Origin of the sequence: Sporolactobacillus vineae DSM 21990 = SL153, assembly GCF_000377985.1 — a bacterium.
GTDB classification, from domain to species: domain Bacteria; phylum Bacillota; class Bacilli; order Bacillales; family Sporolactobacillaceae; genus Sporolactobacillus; species Sporolactobacillus vineae.
In genome coordinates, this window is the sequence record NZ_KB899055.1 from 1 (window position 1) to 17286 (window position 17286).

At 41.6% G+C, this 17286-nt stretch carries 15 protein-coding genes; 1 reads left to right on the forward strand and 14 read right to left on the reverse strand.

Features of this window, described 5'->3' with window-relative positions; translation table 11 throughout:
* Positions 1-268: 268 nt before the first annotated feature.
* The 4 genes from D889_RS0112210 to D889_RS0112225 form a co-directional block, all read right to left on the reverse strand.
* Positions 269-850 (reverse strand): PTS system mannose/fructose/sorbose family transporter subunit IID, encoded by a 582-nt coding sequence (locus D889_RS0112210; RefSeq protein ID WP_010632436.1) that lies wholly within the window; start codon positions 848-850, stop codon positions 269-271.
* On the reverse strand, positions 831-1628 hold the full coding sequence (locus tag D889_RS0112215) for a PTS mannose/fructose/sorbose/N-acetylgalactosamine transporter subunit IIC (RefSeq protein WP_010632437.1): 798 nt from the start codon (positions 1626-1628) through the stop codon (positions 831-833). Before D889_RS0112215 ends, D889_RS0112210 begins: the two co-directional genes overlap by 20 nt.
* A 68-nt stretch (positions 1629-1696) precedes the next feature.
* Positions 1697-2197, reverse strand: coding sequence for a PTS sugar transporter subunit IIB (locus D889_RS0112220; protein ID WP_010632438.1), 501 nt, complete (start codon positions 2195-2197; stop codon positions 1697-1699).
* A 15-nt stretch (positions 2198-2212) separates the two neighbouring features.
* On the reverse strand, positions 2213-2623 hold the full coding sequence (locus D889_RS0112225; RefSeq protein WP_010632439.1) for a PTS sugar transporter subunit IIA: 411 nt from the start codon (positions 2621-2623) through the stop codon (positions 2213-2215).
* 375 nt (positions 2624-2998) lie between these two features.
* Here D889_RS0112225 and D889_RS0112230 point away from each other — a divergent pair, with 375 nt between their 5' ends.
* Positions 2999-3916, forward strand: a complete 918-nt coding sequence (locus tag D889_RS0112230) for a carbon-nitrogen hydrolase family protein (RefSeq protein WP_010632440.1) — start codon at positions 2999-3001, stop codon at positions 3914-3916.
* 147 nt (positions 3917-4063) lie between these two features.
* Here the strand turns inward: D889_RS0112230 and D889_RS0112235 are convergent, their stop codons facing one another.
* The 10 genes from D889_RS0112235 to D889_RS0112280 form a co-directional block, all read right to left on the reverse strand.
* A complete protein-coding gene (locus D889_RS0112235) occupies positions 4064-4666 on the reverse strand; it encodes a pyroglutamyl-peptidase I (RefSeq protein ID WP_010632441.1) in 603 nt (200 codons plus the stop codon).
* A gap of 44 nt (positions 4667-4710) precedes the next feature.
* Positions 4711-7755: a M14 family metallopeptidase gene (locus D889_RS0112240; protein WP_010632442.1), complete on the reverse strand. Its 3045-nt coding sequence runs from the start codon at positions 7753-7755 to the stop codon at positions 4711-4713.
* A 23-nt stretch (positions 7756-7778) separates the two neighbouring features.
* Positions 7779-8687, reverse strand: a complete 909-nt coding sequence (locus D889_RS0112245; RefSeq protein ID WP_010632443.1) for an ABC transporter permease — start codon at positions 8685-8687, stop codon at positions 7779-7781.
* Complete coding sequence (nikB, locus tag D889_RS0112250; protein ID WP_010632444.1) at positions 8684-9616, reverse strand: nickel ABC transporter permease; 933 nt, start codon at positions 9614-9616, stop codon at positions 8684-8686. The genes D889_RS0112245 and nikB overlap by 4 nt, the downstream gene beginning before the upstream one ends.
* A 98-nt stretch (positions 9617-9714) precedes the next feature.
* Positions 9715-11289 carry an ABC transporter substrate-binding protein gene (locus D889_RS0112255; RefSeq protein ID WP_010632445.1) on the reverse strand — a complete coding sequence of 525 codons (1575 nt, stop codon included), beginning with the start codon at positions 11287-11289 and terminating at the stop codon, positions 9715-9717.
* Between the two features lie 57 nt (positions 11290-11346).
* Positions 11347-12327, reverse strand: a complete 981-nt coding sequence (locus tag D889_RS0112260) for an ABC transporter ATP-binding protein (RefSeq protein ID WP_010632446.1) — start codon at positions 12325-12327, stop codon at positions 11347-11349.
* A gap of 6 nt (positions 12328-12333) precedes the next feature.
* Positions 12334-13314: an ABC transporter ATP-binding protein gene (locus D889_RS0112265; protein ID WP_010632447.1), complete on the reverse strand. Its 981-nt coding sequence runs from the start codon at positions 13312-13314 to the stop codon at positions 12334-12336.
* A gap of 138 nt (positions 13315-13452) precedes the next feature.
* Positions 13453-14889, reverse strand: a complete 1437-nt coding sequence (locus D889_RS0112270; protein WP_010632448.1) for an NCS1 family nucleobase:cation symporter-1 — start codon at positions 14887-14889, stop codon at positions 13453-13455.
* Positions 14890-15297: 408 nt separating this feature from the next.
* Positions 15298-16026: a FadR/GntR family transcriptional regulator gene (locus D889_RS0112275; RefSeq protein WP_010632449.1), complete on the reverse strand. Its 729-nt coding sequence runs from the start codon at positions 16024-16026 to the stop codon at positions 15298-15300.
* Positions 16027-16062: 36 nt separating this feature from the next.
* The gene (locus tag D889_RS0112280) at positions 16063-17250 is read right to left on the reverse strand and encodes an amidase (RefSeq protein ID WP_010632450.1); all 1188 of its coding nucleotides are present in this window, start codon (positions 17248-17250) and stop codon (positions 16063-16065) included.
* Positions 17251-17286: the final 36 nt, after the last annotated feature.

Genomic DNA, 17286 nt, shown 5'->3' on the forward strand with positions numbered 1-17286 from the left:
CCGATAGAGCAGCAGTCCTGAGTCGGAGGAAAGAGCCCCACCTGAAAAATCGATCTTGATTTTTTTATTGAACTGAAGCGACGTTTCTTTTACACTGATCATATGAGGAGTCCCCTTACCTTGTATGTTTGGTTCTCACAAATTAATCATACCAAGGAGGGGCTCCTTTTTCATTCACTTTTTTCACTTAATGGGTGAAAATAAGAAATCCAGGTTAATCTTGTTTTCTCAACGTTTATCACCTCTAAGGTTTAGTGCTATGAATAATTCAGGTTAATTGTTTGATCATCCCTGATTTCAAAATCTGGGTTGCAGAACTTGCACCAGTCTTATAGCCCAGCCGATCCAGCGAAAGTCCTTCGAAAATCGTAATCAGCGCGAAGATCAGGAATGGAGCTACACCGGCAATCCAGCTCCCGCTTTTGGCCAGAGGAATGAACAGCCCGATCATAATAGGCAACCATGTTGCCCAGTCAATCGTATCGCCAATACCTGCGAAGGGTCCCATCAATCCGGTCTTAATACTTGTTACTGTCTCTCCAGGAAGCTTTGCGCCCTTAGCTTTTTGTTCCTCAAGGGCAATCGTAATTCCGTGAACGATACTTCCCCAAATGGCATTTGTATTGTAAAACTGTAAGTGTCTTTTTAATGCTTCCTGAAAGTCCTCTTTTTTCTTATACAATTTTTTGAGAATTGGAATCATCGAAATACAGAAGGACAGACCCATCAATCGTTCAAAAGAATCATTTACTTCTGCAAAGAGCCACCACAGCCACCAGGATTTCCGCAAGTCTTTTTTAGTGAGCAAGCTTTCATTTTCTTCAGTATGCTTAACTGTTGGTGCTGACATTTGAGGATCCCCCTTCCCCGTTCTTATTCTTCGTAAACAGAACATGCAGGTAAGCAATTATCGCCCCGAATATGGCTAATGGAAGAATAGCAATGTTGCTATACGCGACAAGGAAAAAGCCCAGCGCAAAGTACGGCAGCAGATATTTCCGGCCAATTACAGAAACAACAATCGCAAAGCCCAGTGCAGGAAGCATCTGTCCGACAACGGTAAGTCCATTCATTAATGGTGCTGGAATAGCTTTAACAATTCCTGCAAGATATCCAGTTCCGAAGTACAGGGCGGTTGCTACAGGAATAATATAGAAAGGTATTTTAAACAATATTGGATAAAGGATGCCTGCTCGATAAATTCCTCCTGTATTTCCCTTTTCTGCATATTTATCTGCCATATGAACCCACAGTGAATTGATAATTCGTTCCAGATTCAACAATTGGGCACCTAGTAATCCCACAGGTACGGCCAGTGCAATCGCAGCACCTGACGGTATATGCAGGACTACCGCCGCGGTACACGAAATCAGAGCAGCAAGGCCAGAATCCTGCGGCAGATTTCCGCCAGGAGCAATAATTCCTAAATACATTAATTGCAAGGCTGCGCCAACTGACATCGCTACTGGAATATTCCCCAGAACAATGCCTACCCATAAGGCAGCAGGGAGTGGCGTAAAAATTGTCGTTACCCCTACCGTGTAGCCAACACGGCATCCTTTGAACCAATAATAGGCGCCAATTAAAATCGCTTGTATCAGTGTAATTTGAGCTACTTGGCTTGCCAAGATAATCACCATCCTTTATCTAATAGGGCTTCAACTAAAATATTTGAAAGATAACAAATTCACATGGATTAAGATAGCTTTTTGTAATGCTTGTTCATCACTGATTGAAGTTCAAGTTTTCTATCCTCCGGGAGTGATTGAAAATACACTTTAACTCCCTGATTGCCTATCGATATCAATAAGTCAGCGTCATTTTTTGACAGACTGACAGTTTTATAGACTAATTTTTTCCCGGGAGATGAGCCCATATTCCCGACTTGAAGCTCATCCATTTTAAATCCGGCTTTTATGGCATCGCTTACATTTTCCGGATCCTTAAACAAAACTAAAACATTTCCCTCGCCAAATTGATCTTTTTTCCATTCACTGCCTGCCTGTTCCGTAGATTTTATCTGCACGTTAATGCCTGGAGGGGCAGCCATCAGAAATACGTCTCTTAAAAAGTCATCACTTACTAATTTATTGTCAATAATAATCACGCGGCTGCTGTCGGACTCCTGGATCCATTTTGTAACAACCTGTCCGTGTAATAGTCTTCCATCAATTCTTACCAATCCAATTGAAGCCATAATAATCCCCCCTTACTATTTGCTTTTCAATAAAATCTGATTAATATCTTTAATCCCGTCAACACCTGATTTCATCACCTTACTCGAGAGTTGATCCAGATCGTCTGTCCCATTTCTAAGAATTAATGCTTCCAGGAGCATCGGCAAGTTCACTCCGGACAGACATTTAAAACCCATACTTTTCAAGTTAGCCGCAGTAACATTTGACGGACTGCCCCCAAATAAATCGGTTAATACGAGCAGCTTGTTACGATGTGAGAGAAGCGATGCTATTTTTTGACGAACCACATCACCAAACTCTTGGATACTGTCTTCCTTGTTAAGTGAAATGGTCTCAACATCCTCCTGCTGGCCAGCAATGAGTTCAGCACTCTTTAATAATTCAGCGCCAAAATGACCGTGAGTCACTAGTAAAATAGCAATCAATAGAATCAATCCTCCTTCATGATGTAATGATCATGTTGATGATCTCGTCAGTATCTTCTCTTTTTATCCTGACACAATTAATCAAGCAATTCCCATGCCAATTATTTTGACACTAAAAATAATGAGACTTCCAGCAGAAACTAGCGGGCAGCCTTTTCTTACTGTCAAAACCATTGATATTTTTGACACTATTTCCTTTCATCTTTTCGAAATCTAATCATCGGCACCAGAAGCCAGAGAAGGGAAGACTCGGCAGTCTCTAGCGATAAAGAAGGTACTTACATATGTCAGATTATATAACACATGATTTGACATTTCTGAATTTAGTGATATTTTGAACTTATATCGAAAATCCATACAGAAAGAAGAGGTCAAATGTTCAAAGATGTCATGAACTTGTCCGTCGTCACGTTTAATGCGGTCTGGGGTGACAAAGAAAAGAATCTGAATCGTATTAAAGGGTACATTGAAAGTGCAGCCAAAAAGGGCAGTGACTTTATTGTATTTCCTGAGATGTCGCTTACCGGGTACGATGACGAAGCTGAAAAACCTCTTGAAGAAAAAATGCAGTTTAAGCTTTCTGAAACGATACCAGGTGAAGCAACTGACGAAGTCGCTGAGCTTACCAAAAAATTCGGCATGTATGCCGTGTTCGGCATGCCCGAAAAAGATCCGGATGATGCCTCCAAATTATATAATTCATTGGCCGTCTTTTCTCCAGAAGGTCTTGTTGGTTCCTATCGGAAAATGCATCTGCCTGCACCGGAACCAAACTGGGCCGTCCGCGGCGACAAACCTTTTATTCTAGACACTCCATGGGGTCCTGTTGGATGTGCCATCTGTTATGACACCTATTGTTTCCCAGAGTTGATGCGCTACTATGCAGCCAAGGGATGCCGGCTATATATTAACAGCACTGCACTTGCAAAATGCCATGGGAAAGGGCTTGGCACAACGACACTGGAAGCCGGTGTTATTCGGGAAGGTATTTATATTGCTTCAGCCAACCTTGGCGGTGTGGATCTGTATAATGATTTCTGGGGCGGCAGCAGCATTATCGGCCCGAGCAGAAAGACGTGGGAGCCCTATTACTTTGCCGGACACAAATTTACTGATGACGTTGCCGGCGAATCGGAAATGTTCTCAGCAACCATTGACCTGTCGCTCGCCTCACGGTTCCTGTTTAAATATAACAAATCCGTTGAAGGCACTGACTGGAGACCGGACAAATATATTAAGATGTACGAGGATGCCCTTGAAGATATGAAAAGCAAGACATTAGTGAAAAAATAAATATCTTTCAAATCGAATAGGCAGATCCTGCTGTCCAGCCCGATGGTAAATTCGAATAAACCATCCCCCGTATTATCGAATCGATCATCCCGGCAATTTGTTCCACTTTGAGGTCCATATTGGGCCTCATTTCTTCTATTCTTATCATCACAACACGCTGATTAATTTTCTGATTCCGCGAACCAGATCTTCAGTCGACCAGCTCGGAACGTTCTCATCAAGAAGTACAGAAAGTTCATGTGATGCCGGCACATGTACAAATCCCGCCGGAATACCCTGCTTTGTTTTATAGAGATAATTAAGCATACTGTACATAACGTTATTACAGAGATAGGTTCCCGCCGTATTTGATATTGATGAAGGCAGATTTTCTTCATGAAGTGCCTCAACAAAATGATGTATCGGCAGTTTAGAAAAATAGCCATCTAATCCGGATGGATCAATTTTCTGATCCCCCGTCACCATACCTGTATTATCTTTTGGCCCTCCGTTGCAGTTGATGGCAATGCGTTCGGGAGTGATATATGATCTCCCTTTTGCCAGTCCAAGCATCAGCACCGCATCAGGATTAAGTTCCTCAAATTTAGAGATAAGAACCTTCGAACTTCTACTGTAGTCTACCGGTAAAACATGACTATAGACTCGATAATTTCCGATTGTTTCTGAATTCAACTTTTGAGCAATCGTTTGTGTCGGATTAATCGGGTTATTTAAAAACGGCTCAAAGCCGGTCAATAATAGATGCTTCATAGAAGTTCACCTTTCCTTTTTGTAACCATGGTCTGTTTCGTTTTTCACAGTTTTAAGGGTCGATCCCGATAATACGAAATATAACCATCATTATTTTTAAATTTCCTGCTTGTGTGAGTATTACATACAGTCTCTATGACTCCCATGTCGAAAAGCCGATGCGCCCTTTTACATAGTTCAAGTGCTTCAGAATCTACCGTTTCATCTGCAGTTTCTGAAATCAGTTCAGCACTGCACCACTTCGGAAATCGGGCAATTACCTGATGCGAATGATCACTTACATCGGTATTCCAATGATAAAAGATCATATCCTCCGTTTCCTGTAATGGAAAAACTTCAGATAACCAATTAGATCCATACCTTTTGTAAGTCTCCTTAATTGAAGAATTAAGGCGATCAATTTCATGATCAAGTTTCATTTTCTTCGCAATTTGATTGACTACAGCTCGTTCAAATTGGTGATGCAGTACGTATTCTTTTCCTGCTGGATCTTTGGTGATTCCATAGATTAAAGAAATAGGGATCCAGTAAGAAACAGGAAAACTAGGAGGGCTATTATATCCCGCAAAGGGTTGTACCCATTCGTGTGACGGAATACCATGGTCGTCAACGCTAACATCCGGAAGCCATCTTTTAAAAACCCGGGGGACAACATTTGCTTCATCGAAAAAGGTTTCCTTAAACCGTTGATAATAGTATTCCAGGCCAACAGCGTTAAATCTCGCGGCATGTAATTTCCAGTTCTTATTCTCAGAAGACATTCTGCGATGAAGTGCTCTTCCATCAGGATTGGCACAATAAATAACAGAAAGATTTACCTTTTTTAAAAATGACCGATCCATTCCGTTGATCAGTTCGATAACCGCAGGCATGCTTGAAACTTCGTTTGGATGATGTCCGGTCTCGATCATAATGGTTGGTTTATAAAGTGATAATTTATGCGTTGAAGTATACTTTGCTTGTCCAGGTAAGAATACGTCAATAGCAAGAATATCTCTTCCTTCAAATGATTCTCCAGCCTTCCACACCTTAGCAAATTTGCCTGACAACCCTGGTATCTCCCTTGCCACACGGTTACCTTCACAGATTTCTACACAGTCCATTTCCTGACCATGAACAATTGAGGCCCTAACTGGGATAAAATGACTGGTATCAAACGACAAAGAACGAGTAATATATTTTTCGTTATTCGCAGAATTCCACCCTAAAACCTTTATTTCAGCTCTTGGATCAGCTCCGGTCTCAACATGAACAAAGGGTCTTACACCCCCAGGACATGTAATAGGTGTGTCAGAAATTTGTTTACCGACGTTTGAAAAGAAGTTTAATGTATCAAAATAAATATCTTCATGTAAGGATTCCAGTGGCGAAATCCGTTCCTCGCCAATTCCCAGTTTACGCTCTTCCTCACTCATCGTTACATCAACTGTCAAATAGCTGAACAAGGGGATCTCACGTCCACGATTGTGATCATCGACGGGTAACAGCGGCGGTAGTTTATTCAGTATTTCTTTCATGAAAAAGTTCCAGAATTTTTCTCGGTCTGTTGCTATATGTTCTGATTCAAGGATCTTGCCATTTGAACTAATGAGCAGCTGCCCTGTCGTTGGATATACTTTCTTCTCACTGTTTATGTAGTTCATTTCTGTTACCGGAACAGTCAACGTATCCTTGAAAATAACCCTTCCATTTTTAGATAATGCCAAAAACTTGTACGTTTCATCCTGCTTGTCTTCAAGTTCAAAGTGAATATTTTTCAACGGAGTATGCATTTTATCATTTAAATAGCGATCAATCGGATAGATTTCCTGAATCCAGCGAATCGGTAATTCAATACCCTCTGCATGATTCTCCTTCTTGCACTTGATGACAATCTTTTCAATACTTTTGCCGAAATTAGCGATCTCTGGCAGAATGATCTCTTCGATCCAATGATACGCCGGCTTATAGGAAGAAAAAACGTGTACTGAAAGATCATGAACATAACTAAATCTCTCTTCTATGATTTCCTTTAAATGAGATCTGATGCTGAGTGGTTCGGAGATAAAGGCTTTGATGTCGAGCGTGTGTTCTTTAGTAAATGAGCCGGAAAATTTATCAATTCTATGCAGGAGATCATCCTTTTCACTTTGTGCAGTCCATTTTTTCTCCATCAGAACCGGCAAATTATCTTTATTAAGCTTTGCCGATTTCCCTTCCCAACTGCCAAAACTCCCCCCTTCTTCAAAGGGCTGAGCCCGTGCCAGATAACCCAAGGCATTCGCGGAAGCAATATCGTTCCCCTCGATTTTAATCACTATGGCGCCCTTTTCTTTGATGCCCCATGACACAGTCGACTTCTTTGATTTCTTGCCATCAATAATAAAATCGATCTCAGAATACTGATTTCTTCCAGTCAAAGGGTATTTAATTCCTGTTGAATAAAGGCCGATTTTCGCAGCAAGCAAACATGTCTGTTGGAATAGCCTAATTACAGGACGGCTTCTGAAACTAAAGGTGACATCAGTCTGTTCATTTAAACCCACCCTGTCACTCTGATAGAAACCGCTTGTCGTCCATAAATCAGTCAAGCTTTCAAATGAAGGATGAAACATACTACATTGAGTTTGTTCTTTGGGTTCAATTGGAAACCATTGGCTTAAATTTTCGGAACAGGAACCCACTCTGACACGTGATCCATCAAAATCTACAATCTGAATATTTTCATCTGCTGATTTGAGGTACTTTGCTGGATTGCACATTGGCCAGGAATTAGAAAACCAGCGGAGAAATTCACTTACTTTTTCTTCAGTTGATGCACTTATTCTGATCACTTTATTTTCAGGGAATAACCGGCAACGTGAAAAGTGGTCCGTTCCCTTTTCCAGACTCATTACCCATCTCTCTCTAATTCCTGATAGATCCTCAAAAAAGTCTAGACTGGTTCCCGTGGTTTCCAGTCCAACTCGAGCAATAAAGTCGATCAAACCGATCGGAAGAAAATCTTCGGTCAGACCCTTAATGAAAAGTGATGTTTCATCTGGAACCGCATCATCATTTGTATCTATAAGAAGTCCACTAGTTGACCATATATCTCTTAAATCATTCAAAGAAACCGCCTCTTCGTATGTGGTTAAATCTGAATATTAGGATCAAGCTCATCCCGAAGCCAGTCTCCTAATAAGTTAAATCCCATGACTGTCAACATAATCGCAATACCGGGAAAGGTTGCGGTCCACCAGGCCGTAGAGAGATAATTTCTACTGTCAGCCAACATTCCGCCCCAACTCGGTATCGTTGGATCCGATCCGAGTCCAAGGAATGTTAGGGCTGCTTCAAGCAGAATAAATTCTGCAATATACAAAGTCGACAGTACCAATATGGATGAGAAAACATTGGGTAACACGTGCTTCATAATAATTTTAAAATTATTGCTTCCAACGACATAGGCAGCTTGTATATACTCGGTCTCTTTGAGTGACATCGTCTGTCCTCTGACAATTCTTGCGAAGCCAACCCAGTAGGTTAATCCTAAAATGATAATAATTTTCCATATCCCGCTGCCGAGGATAGACATCACAACGATGGCAAATAGTATAAAGGGGAAGGCAAGCTGAATATCAGCGATCCGCATGATCAATTCATCAAGCCAGCCTCTGAAGAACCCTGCGATCAATCCAAGAATCACGCCGAAAATCGAAGACAAGACAACCCCTGATATGCCAACCAGTAAGGATACTCGTGCCCCATAGATGATTCGGCTGAGAAGATCCCTTCCGATTGGATCCCCGCCTAACAAATAGGGCGAATTCGGATCAACCCAGGAAGGCGGAGCAAGTCTTTCGATCAGATTTATTTTCTCAGGGTTATATGGCGCTATAAATGGGGCAAACAATGCACATCCTATAGCGGTCAGAACAAGAAGAGAACCAATTAATGCGCTTGGATTTCTAATTAATTTTATAAAAAAGATCAGCACTTTATTTTTCTTGCTTTTTATCTTAGCCGGCCGATCATTTTTTTGAATTGCAGCCTCACTCATGCTTTTCTTCCCTCCACCTTAATTCTAGGATCGATAAATTGGTAGCTTAGGTCTACCAGTAAATTCACGAATACCATCAGAAGGGCCAGAATAATAACGCCGCCCTGTACTACTGGGTAATCCCGTTCAGAGATCGCATTGATAATTAATTGACCCACTCCCGGCCATGCGAAGACCTGTTCTATAATAACGGTACCGCCCAGCAGTGAACCAAACTGAATACCTAAGAAAGTAACTACGGGAATTAACGCATTTCGAAACCCATGGCGCAGTACAACAAGCCATTCAGAAGTACCTTTTGATTTTGCAACCGTAATATATTGTTTATTCAAAACTTCGAGCATTGAAGATCGCACTAATCTTGCGAGTACACCAGCAAGGATTAATCCCAGAGTAAGAGACGGAAGAATAATTGAAACTGGTCCGTCGTATCCAGATGCTGGAAGCCAGTCGAGATAAACAGCAAAGAACATGATGAGCATAATGCCAAGCCAGAAATTCGGGAATGATAATCCAAGCAAAGAAAAAATTCTACCCAAAAAATCCCATGCTGTACCCCGTTTTACTGCAGAAATGATTCCGACAGGTATGGCAATGATTAAGGCGACAATGACACCTGCGAAGGCAAGTACAACAGTTGCCCCCATTCTACTGAAAATCATACCTGAGACGGGTTGTCCTGTTCGGAACGATGTACCAAGATTCAATGTAAAAATGCCCTTTAAAAAAATTAAATATTGCATAATAAGTGGTTTATCGAGTCCAAGAGAAGCCCTCAGATGCTCGATCGCGGACTTGGTTGGTTCACCCGCACCAAACATTACTGCTACAGGATCACCAGTCAGTCGCAGTGCGATGAATACGATCAGAGAAATCGCAAGGATGACATAGATACTATGAAGTAATCTTTTGAGAACATAAAGTAGCATTATTTTCTCCCTTCCTGGGCAAGTAAATGAAAGAGATAGTATATAGAAGTGCCACTGTTTATGTGTACCTCAATATATACTATCCCCTATTAGGAATGTTACTTTTTCAATGAAGACTGTGCTAAATTGATACGATCATCATGAGGTGGTGCAAAACCAACGACTCTATTATTGACAGCATAAAGAGCGACTGTCTGAAATAGATTGACTTCAGGAACATCATTATACAGTTTTTGTGTCAATTGCATAAAAATTTTCTGTCGCTTAGTCTGATCAACAGTGGACCGCTCAGCAGCCAATAATTTTTCGACTTGCGGATCATAGAAATCTGGATTCCAGAATTGACCTTTACTGTAGAGGAGATAGGCTGTGTTATCAAAGTCAAGTGTCCAGCCTCCCCAACCCATTTGATAAAATTGTCCTGCCTTACCTGTTGGTGTCAGCTTTGATGTGAGTGTAGATCCATCCACTGTATGAATGTTAACCTTCAAGCCTACTTGCTGGAGATACGCCGAAACAGTTTGGGCTACTTCCTTAAAAGTAGCATCGCTTCCTGAAATAAACATATCAAGAGAAGTGCCGTTTTTAACACCTGCTGAGGCAAGTAATTTCTTCGCTTTGGCAGGATCATAAGGGTACGGTTTCAAATTAGGATTGTTCCCAAAAGAAAGTGTACTTTGGTATGTGCTGATTTCTTTACCGTAACCGTTTAGAACCTTGTCAATAATTGCTTTCTTATCAATGGCATAATTAATTGCTTGACGTACTTTCACATGATTAACCGGACTCTTTTTTACATTGAACCGAAGCGAATAAACCGTAGGCGTTGAGGCTTGCATCAGCGTCGCATATTTCAATTTTTTGACGGTTGCTGCCTGACTCACTTGGACGGTCTTCATAATATCAATAGCGCCCGTTTGAAAATCAGCCAATCGTGTACTTGGATCCGGAATAATTCGGAAAACGACCTTTCCGATTTTTGGTTCTCCTGACTTCCAATAATATTTATTCTTTTCCAGAACTACCTGGTTATCCTTCTTATAAGAAGTCATTTTGTAAGGTCCTGTGCCAATCGGATGATTCGCAAAATATTGAGCACCATGTTGTTTTATATATTTAGGTGGAACGATCACTGCACCATATCCTGCAAGCTTCGTAATCAATACTGGATCAGGCTGTTTCAGAATAAAGTTAACTGTATTATTGTCTATGATCTGGACATGATCAATTGAAGTATAATTTGCCTGCTGTGGTCCTTTTTTCCCTTCCGGTCCAAGTAAACGATCAAAAGTGAATTTGACTGCAGCAGCATTGAAAGGCTCACCGTCTTGGAATTTGACACCTTTTCTCAACTTGAATTGCAACGTGTTTTTGTTAATATATTTCCAAGAAGTTGCAAGAGCAGGGTGGATTTTCAAGTTATTGTCTCTGTTAACTAATCCTTCAAAGACTGAATTGGCTACATTGCTCCATGCAAGGAGAAAAGTAGCAATCGGGTCCCAACTATGGGGATCTCCATCCACACCTACCACTAATTCATTACTCCGCCCACTAACAGGGTTTTTTGAAACCCCGGAAGAAGAACTCGAACCTTTACTGCTGGAGCAGCCGGACAGAGCTGTTACGACTACCAATAAAGCGACCATCAGCAGCATGGCAAATCTTTTTTTCATCAGATAACCCTCCGTTCACTATTTAATAATATGATTTGTAAATAATTAAAGCCGAAATTATGTAGCTATGTGGCACGCAACAAAATGCTCATTGCCCTTATTAATAAACTCGGGCAGAGACTTAGAGCATATTTCCATAGCAACTGGACATCTTGTATGAAACGGACAGCCCTCCGGCGGATTTGAAGGGTCTGGCACCTCTCCTTGTAAAATAATTCTTTTCTTATCTGTATTTGGTCTAGGAATTGGAATCGCCGAGATTAATGATTGAGTATATGGATGTCGCGGATGTTTGAACAATTGTTCAGCCTCAGACAACTCAACGATTCTCCCGAGATACATAACTGCAATACGGTCACAAAAATGTTTGACAACACTAAGATCATGGGAGATAAATAAATAGGTTAAATCTAATTTCTTTTGCAGCCCTTTCATCAAATTAAGAACTTGTGATTGAACTGAAACATCTAATGCGGACACCGGTTCATCTGCAATGAGCAGTTTCGGGTGGGACGCCAAAGCTCTGGCAATACCAATTCTTTGCCTCTGCCCGCCGCTGAATTCATTGGGATATCGGTCCGCATATGCGGAGGACAGGCCTACCTCTTTCAGTAAATCTGCCACTCTCTGTTTTCTTTGCTTGCGGTTGTATAAATTGAAATTTTTCATCGGTTCTTCCAGAATTGCGCTGATTTTCATCCTTGGATCAAGTGATTCGAAGGGATCCTGAAAAACCATTTGTATGTCTTTTCGGATTTTTCTCATCTCATGTCTTGATTTCTCAAGCAAATTTTCCCCTTCAAAGTTAATTTCACCTGATGTCGGTTCCAATAGTCTGATAATCATCCGGGCCGTAGTCGACTTCCCACATCCAGATTCACCAACTATTCCTAATGTCTCGCCTCTATGTATATTGAATGAAATATCTTCGACAGAATGAATGTTTGTGCTAACCCTTCTGCCAATTTGTCCTGTTTTTATTGTGAAATATTTTTTCAGATGATGAACAGTCAATATCGGATCAGAATCAACATTCAAATAAGATCATCCTTTTCTGTTACTTTTCTCATAAAGCCAACATCTTACTTTATATTGATTATTAATAGAGATTAAATCAGGTTCTTGGTCAAAACACTGATCAAATGCAAGAGGACAGCGATCAGCAAATCTACAGCCCTTGGGCATAGAACGCGGGCTGGGTACACTGCCCTCTATATAAGGCAAAGATTCTTGTCTCTCATCAATACGAGGAATTGACTTGAGTAACGCCTGTGTATAGGGATGCTTTGGATCATTAAATATCTGTTCTACTGTTGCTTCTTCTACAATCTCACCTGCATACATCACAATGACACGCTGACAGAATTCTGCCACAATCCCCATATCATGTGTAATTAGTATTACAGATGTCTGGTTCTCATTTTTCAGGTCCCCCATCAAATCCATAATTTGTGCCTGTATTGTAACGTCCAATGCCGTTGTCGGTTCATCTGCAATTAATATCTCCGGTTTACAGGACATGGCCATTGCGATCATGATTCTCTGACTCATTCCACCGGATAGCTGAAAAGGAAACTCATTCAGAATCTCTTTGGCTCTTGGTATTCCGACTTTCTCAAGCAAATCTATGGAATAATTTTTTATCTCTGACCTTGTTAACTTAAGATGGTTTTTTATCATCTCAGCTAATTGTTCACTGATTGTATATACGGGATCCAAAGATGCCATTGGCTCCTGGAAAATCATAGCAATCTCTTTCCCCTGAATTTTGCGCATGTCACGTTTCTTTAAAGAACTTATTTCCCTATTATTCAGAATAATATCTCCGCCTGAAAGCCAGGCGTTTGAAGGCAACAATCCGATTATTGACTTTGCCGTTATTGATTTCCCGCATCCGGATTCCCCTACTATTCCGAGAGTCTCTCCTTTACCAACGTGAAAGGAAACATCTTTCACCACCTCAAACTTTTCATTCCCAACCTTGGCAGAAACACTGACATGATGTAATTGAAGGATTGAATCCATTGTTAATCTAATCATCTCAATTCGAGTTAAATTCCTTAGTAAACGGCACCGTTCGCTTTTTGCAGAAAAATTTCACTTCTTGTACTGCCCATCTTTAGTAGTAAAAGGAGCGATTCAATTTATAAAGAATCGGCAAAGTTATTGCACGGCAGCCACTTCCTGTTTGGCATTCTTAGTTGTTGTTCGTCTCATAAGCATCGCATAGATTAAGAATCCCGATCCGACGCCCAGGAACCAGGAATACGAATACAGCGGTTTGAGAATCGGCACAAACAAGCCAATAAGAGAGATAAGGGTACCAACCGCCATAGCAATCACGGCGCTGTAATTCCACCCATTGTTATATGTGTAATTACTTTTCGCCATATAGAAGCTGTCAATATCATAATGACGATGATGAACCACGTAGTAGTCAGCAAACATTATTCCGGCAACAGGGCCGAGCGCACCGCCGACAGCACCCATTACAGCAAGAATGACACTTGCATTATTGAACCAGAGCCACGGAACAAAGAACAGGGAAAGAACGATTGATATATTTCCCGCCTTGACAAAATTCAGTTTGCGTGGAAACAGATTGACCAGATCATAACCGGGAGATACAACATTTCCGGCAATATTTACAGACAGCGTAATAATAATCAGTGCAATCGCTCCAAAGAATAGGAGAAATGGATTTCCAAACTTCTGCAGTAAAGTGACAGGATTCCAAATTGCATGACCAAAAGCAATAACAGTTCCGGAAGTCGTGATGATACTCATTAGTGCAAAAGCAATTGCTGTCCCCGGAAGTCCAATGAGTTGGCCAACTGTTTGATCTTTCTGGCTGCGTGTGAACCGAGTGAAATCCGAAATATTCAGAACAAGTGTGGCCCAGACGCCCACTAAGCCCGTTACAGATACCGGGAATACGGTCCAGAATTCTGCTGGAGACAGCTTGCTTGGCTGTTCAAACAGTGGGCCCAGTCCATGGGACACACTAATCGACCAGATTACCAGAACCAGTCCCAGGACAATGACGAGAGGCCCTGCCCAAAGTTCAAATAGTTTAATTCGATGCATTCCTTTCGAGACGATCCACATATGCAACAGCCAGAAGAGAACAACAGCAATGGCACTATTCAAGCCCATGCCAAGTACATTAATTCTCGAAAGGACGTTCCATCCGGGGATCAGGGCTCCAAAGATCGCATTTACTGCAGCACTGCCGGCATAAGCCTGGACTGCGAACCAGAATATCGCAACAAACGCCCGGAGAACGACGGGAATATGCGCCGCCTTATGGCCAAAAGCCGCCCGTATAATTACCGGGAAAGGAATGCCATACTTTCCACCAACAACACTGTTCAGCCACATCGCACTAATCAGAACCAAGTTGGCAATGATTACAGCTGAAATAGCCTGACCGACGCTCATTCCGATCATAATCAGACTGCCGGCTGTTTCCCAGGCGACAATATTATGGATCATACCCATCCAGATCGTCGTAAAATTAAGCCAAGTCCATGTTCTGTGTTTCTTATTCGTCGGTGCTAAATCGTAATTATACAGGCTTGAATCATATTTTGCTTCCACCTTGGGATCACCTCTGAAATGATCTTGAGTAATTTTTATTCACAGAATCTAAGATTCAATCATCTACCGCAAACGCTGCATCCAAGAAACGAACCTTTTATTTTGAGCCATCATACATAGAATATTATAAAAATTAAATATATTTTTTCTTCAATCCTCCTCGTATATTTATATCACCATCTGGCCTCACCGGTATGACCAGTTCATGAATTTATTATATCATCATGAAATTTATTTTTTAATGATTTGTTATATTATCTCACATTGTTTTTTACTATTTATCACATTAACTGGAAAGTTATAGGCCATAGATCGATGACTAAAAGTATTTCTAAAAAATTTTTGAGTATATTAAAAGAGACGCCTTATAATTTCATAAGACGTCCCTTTTAATGCCCATTGACCGTTTTATAATGATTTGCGCTGCCGTAATTCATTGGTCTGATCGACTGCGATCTGCCGGTTAATCTCAGACAACATTTTCTTATAATGCAGCCGCACATCTTCTATATGATCGCGCATCAGCATGCTGCTCTTGCTCGCATCTCTGACCTTTATGGCTTTTAGTATTTCCGTATGAAAGTAAACAGCATTCTCCACGTCATCATTGATCGCCATCTCAATCCGAACCTTTTTGAAATACTCAATAAGCGAATCGTAGACCTGTATCATGACCCTATTTTGTGTGGAATGAGCCACCGTATTATGAAAAGTAAGATCCGGAACAATTATCGACTCACCCTTTTTCACACATTCTTTAAGGTCGACAATCGATTTCTTTAAAATATCTATTGATGGGCTTGTCATTCTCTGCGCTGCAAGATAGGCATTCTCAGTCTCAATACCTCTCCGGAATTCCAGAAAATCGAGTGATGATTCGATATTAAATGTCGGCAAAAGACGCTGGACGACTGTCGTCATTCGCCCATCGATTTTTTGTTTCAGATAATTTCCTTTGCCGGGCCGTTTCTCGATGATTCCGGAATCGCACATGGACTGCAGGGCCTCACGTACTGAGGAGCGGCCAACCTGGAGCATTTTGGCAATTTCACGCTCCGAAGGCAGCTTGTCTCCTATTTTCACACGAGTTCTTATGTAGTCCAGCAGAAACTTCTGTACCGTTTCACTGACAATCATTAAACTATTTAACCTCGTTTCCTGTGCATTGTGCTTCTAATGATCACTGAACAGATCACCAATTTCAGTGACGAAACTGAGCAACTGTCTGTCTGTATTATAGCCTGAAATGAATGAAAGTCCCAGCGGCTTTTTTGACTGCCTGAACGGGGCCGTGATCTGAGGGACACCCGACAGTCCGGCAAGGCAGGTAAGTTTCATTGTTTTTGATCTGAGCTGTTCGGCTGTCACAAAGTCACCCCCTCTTTCCGGCGCCGTTCCTGGTGTCGTCGGGATGAGTACCATTGAATCTGTGCCTAATAGCTTTCTCATTTCGGCGGTAAATTCTCTTTTCAAACTTAACATCTGAGAATAAGCTTCATCTTCCTTAATTTTGGAAGCCGATTCGAATCGTTCGGCTATATCTTTTCCAAAGTCGGGATGACAGGCCTGAATCCATTTTCCATGAGACAGCCACGCTTCCCTGCCCTGCAGGATTCGAAAACATTCTGTAAGCTCTTCAAAAGAATGGTCTTGCATTAAGTCAACAGACTGGAGTTTATATCTTTCCTTAATTAACCTTAATAATCGCGTAAAGTCAGTAAAATCATCTGGATCCTGAACCAATTCAAAGGCTTTATTAAAGATAAAAAGATGCCTGTAGGTGTGGACCGGCTGATTCGGGAGCAAACTCAGCCCGACTTTGGACAAGGTGTCCGCGCTGCCTGACATCCAGCTGACAGTATCAAAGCTGGGTGCAAGCGGAATAACTCCCTTCATAGAAATCCGTCCATGTGACGGACGCATACCAAAAATGCCGCAATAGGATGAAGGAACGCGAACGGATCCTCCAGTATCTGTGCCCATTGCAAAATCAGTCTGGTGCGAAGCAACGGCAACCGCCGAACCGCTGGACGAGCCTCCGGTATAGCAGTTCTGCGCTTTCGGATTTATAGTAGGGGGAAAGTGCTTATTATCTCCTTTAAGACTGTACATCAGCTCATCAGTGACCGTCGTACCGACAAGTGCTGCGCCTTCGGTAAGTAATCGGTCCACAGCATCGGCATTCTCAGAAGCTCTTTTCGCATGCTCCAGCCAAGTTGGATTTCCTGCCGTATTTTTATATCCTTTTACCGAAAATACATCCTTCACTGCGAAATGAAGTCCCCCGAGAGGGCCACTGTTTCCAGAGGAAATATGTAAACTGTGATCAATGAAAGCTCCGTAATCGCCAAAGTTTACCATCCTTCAGTCTCCTTTTTTTGCTGTTCGGATGAACGG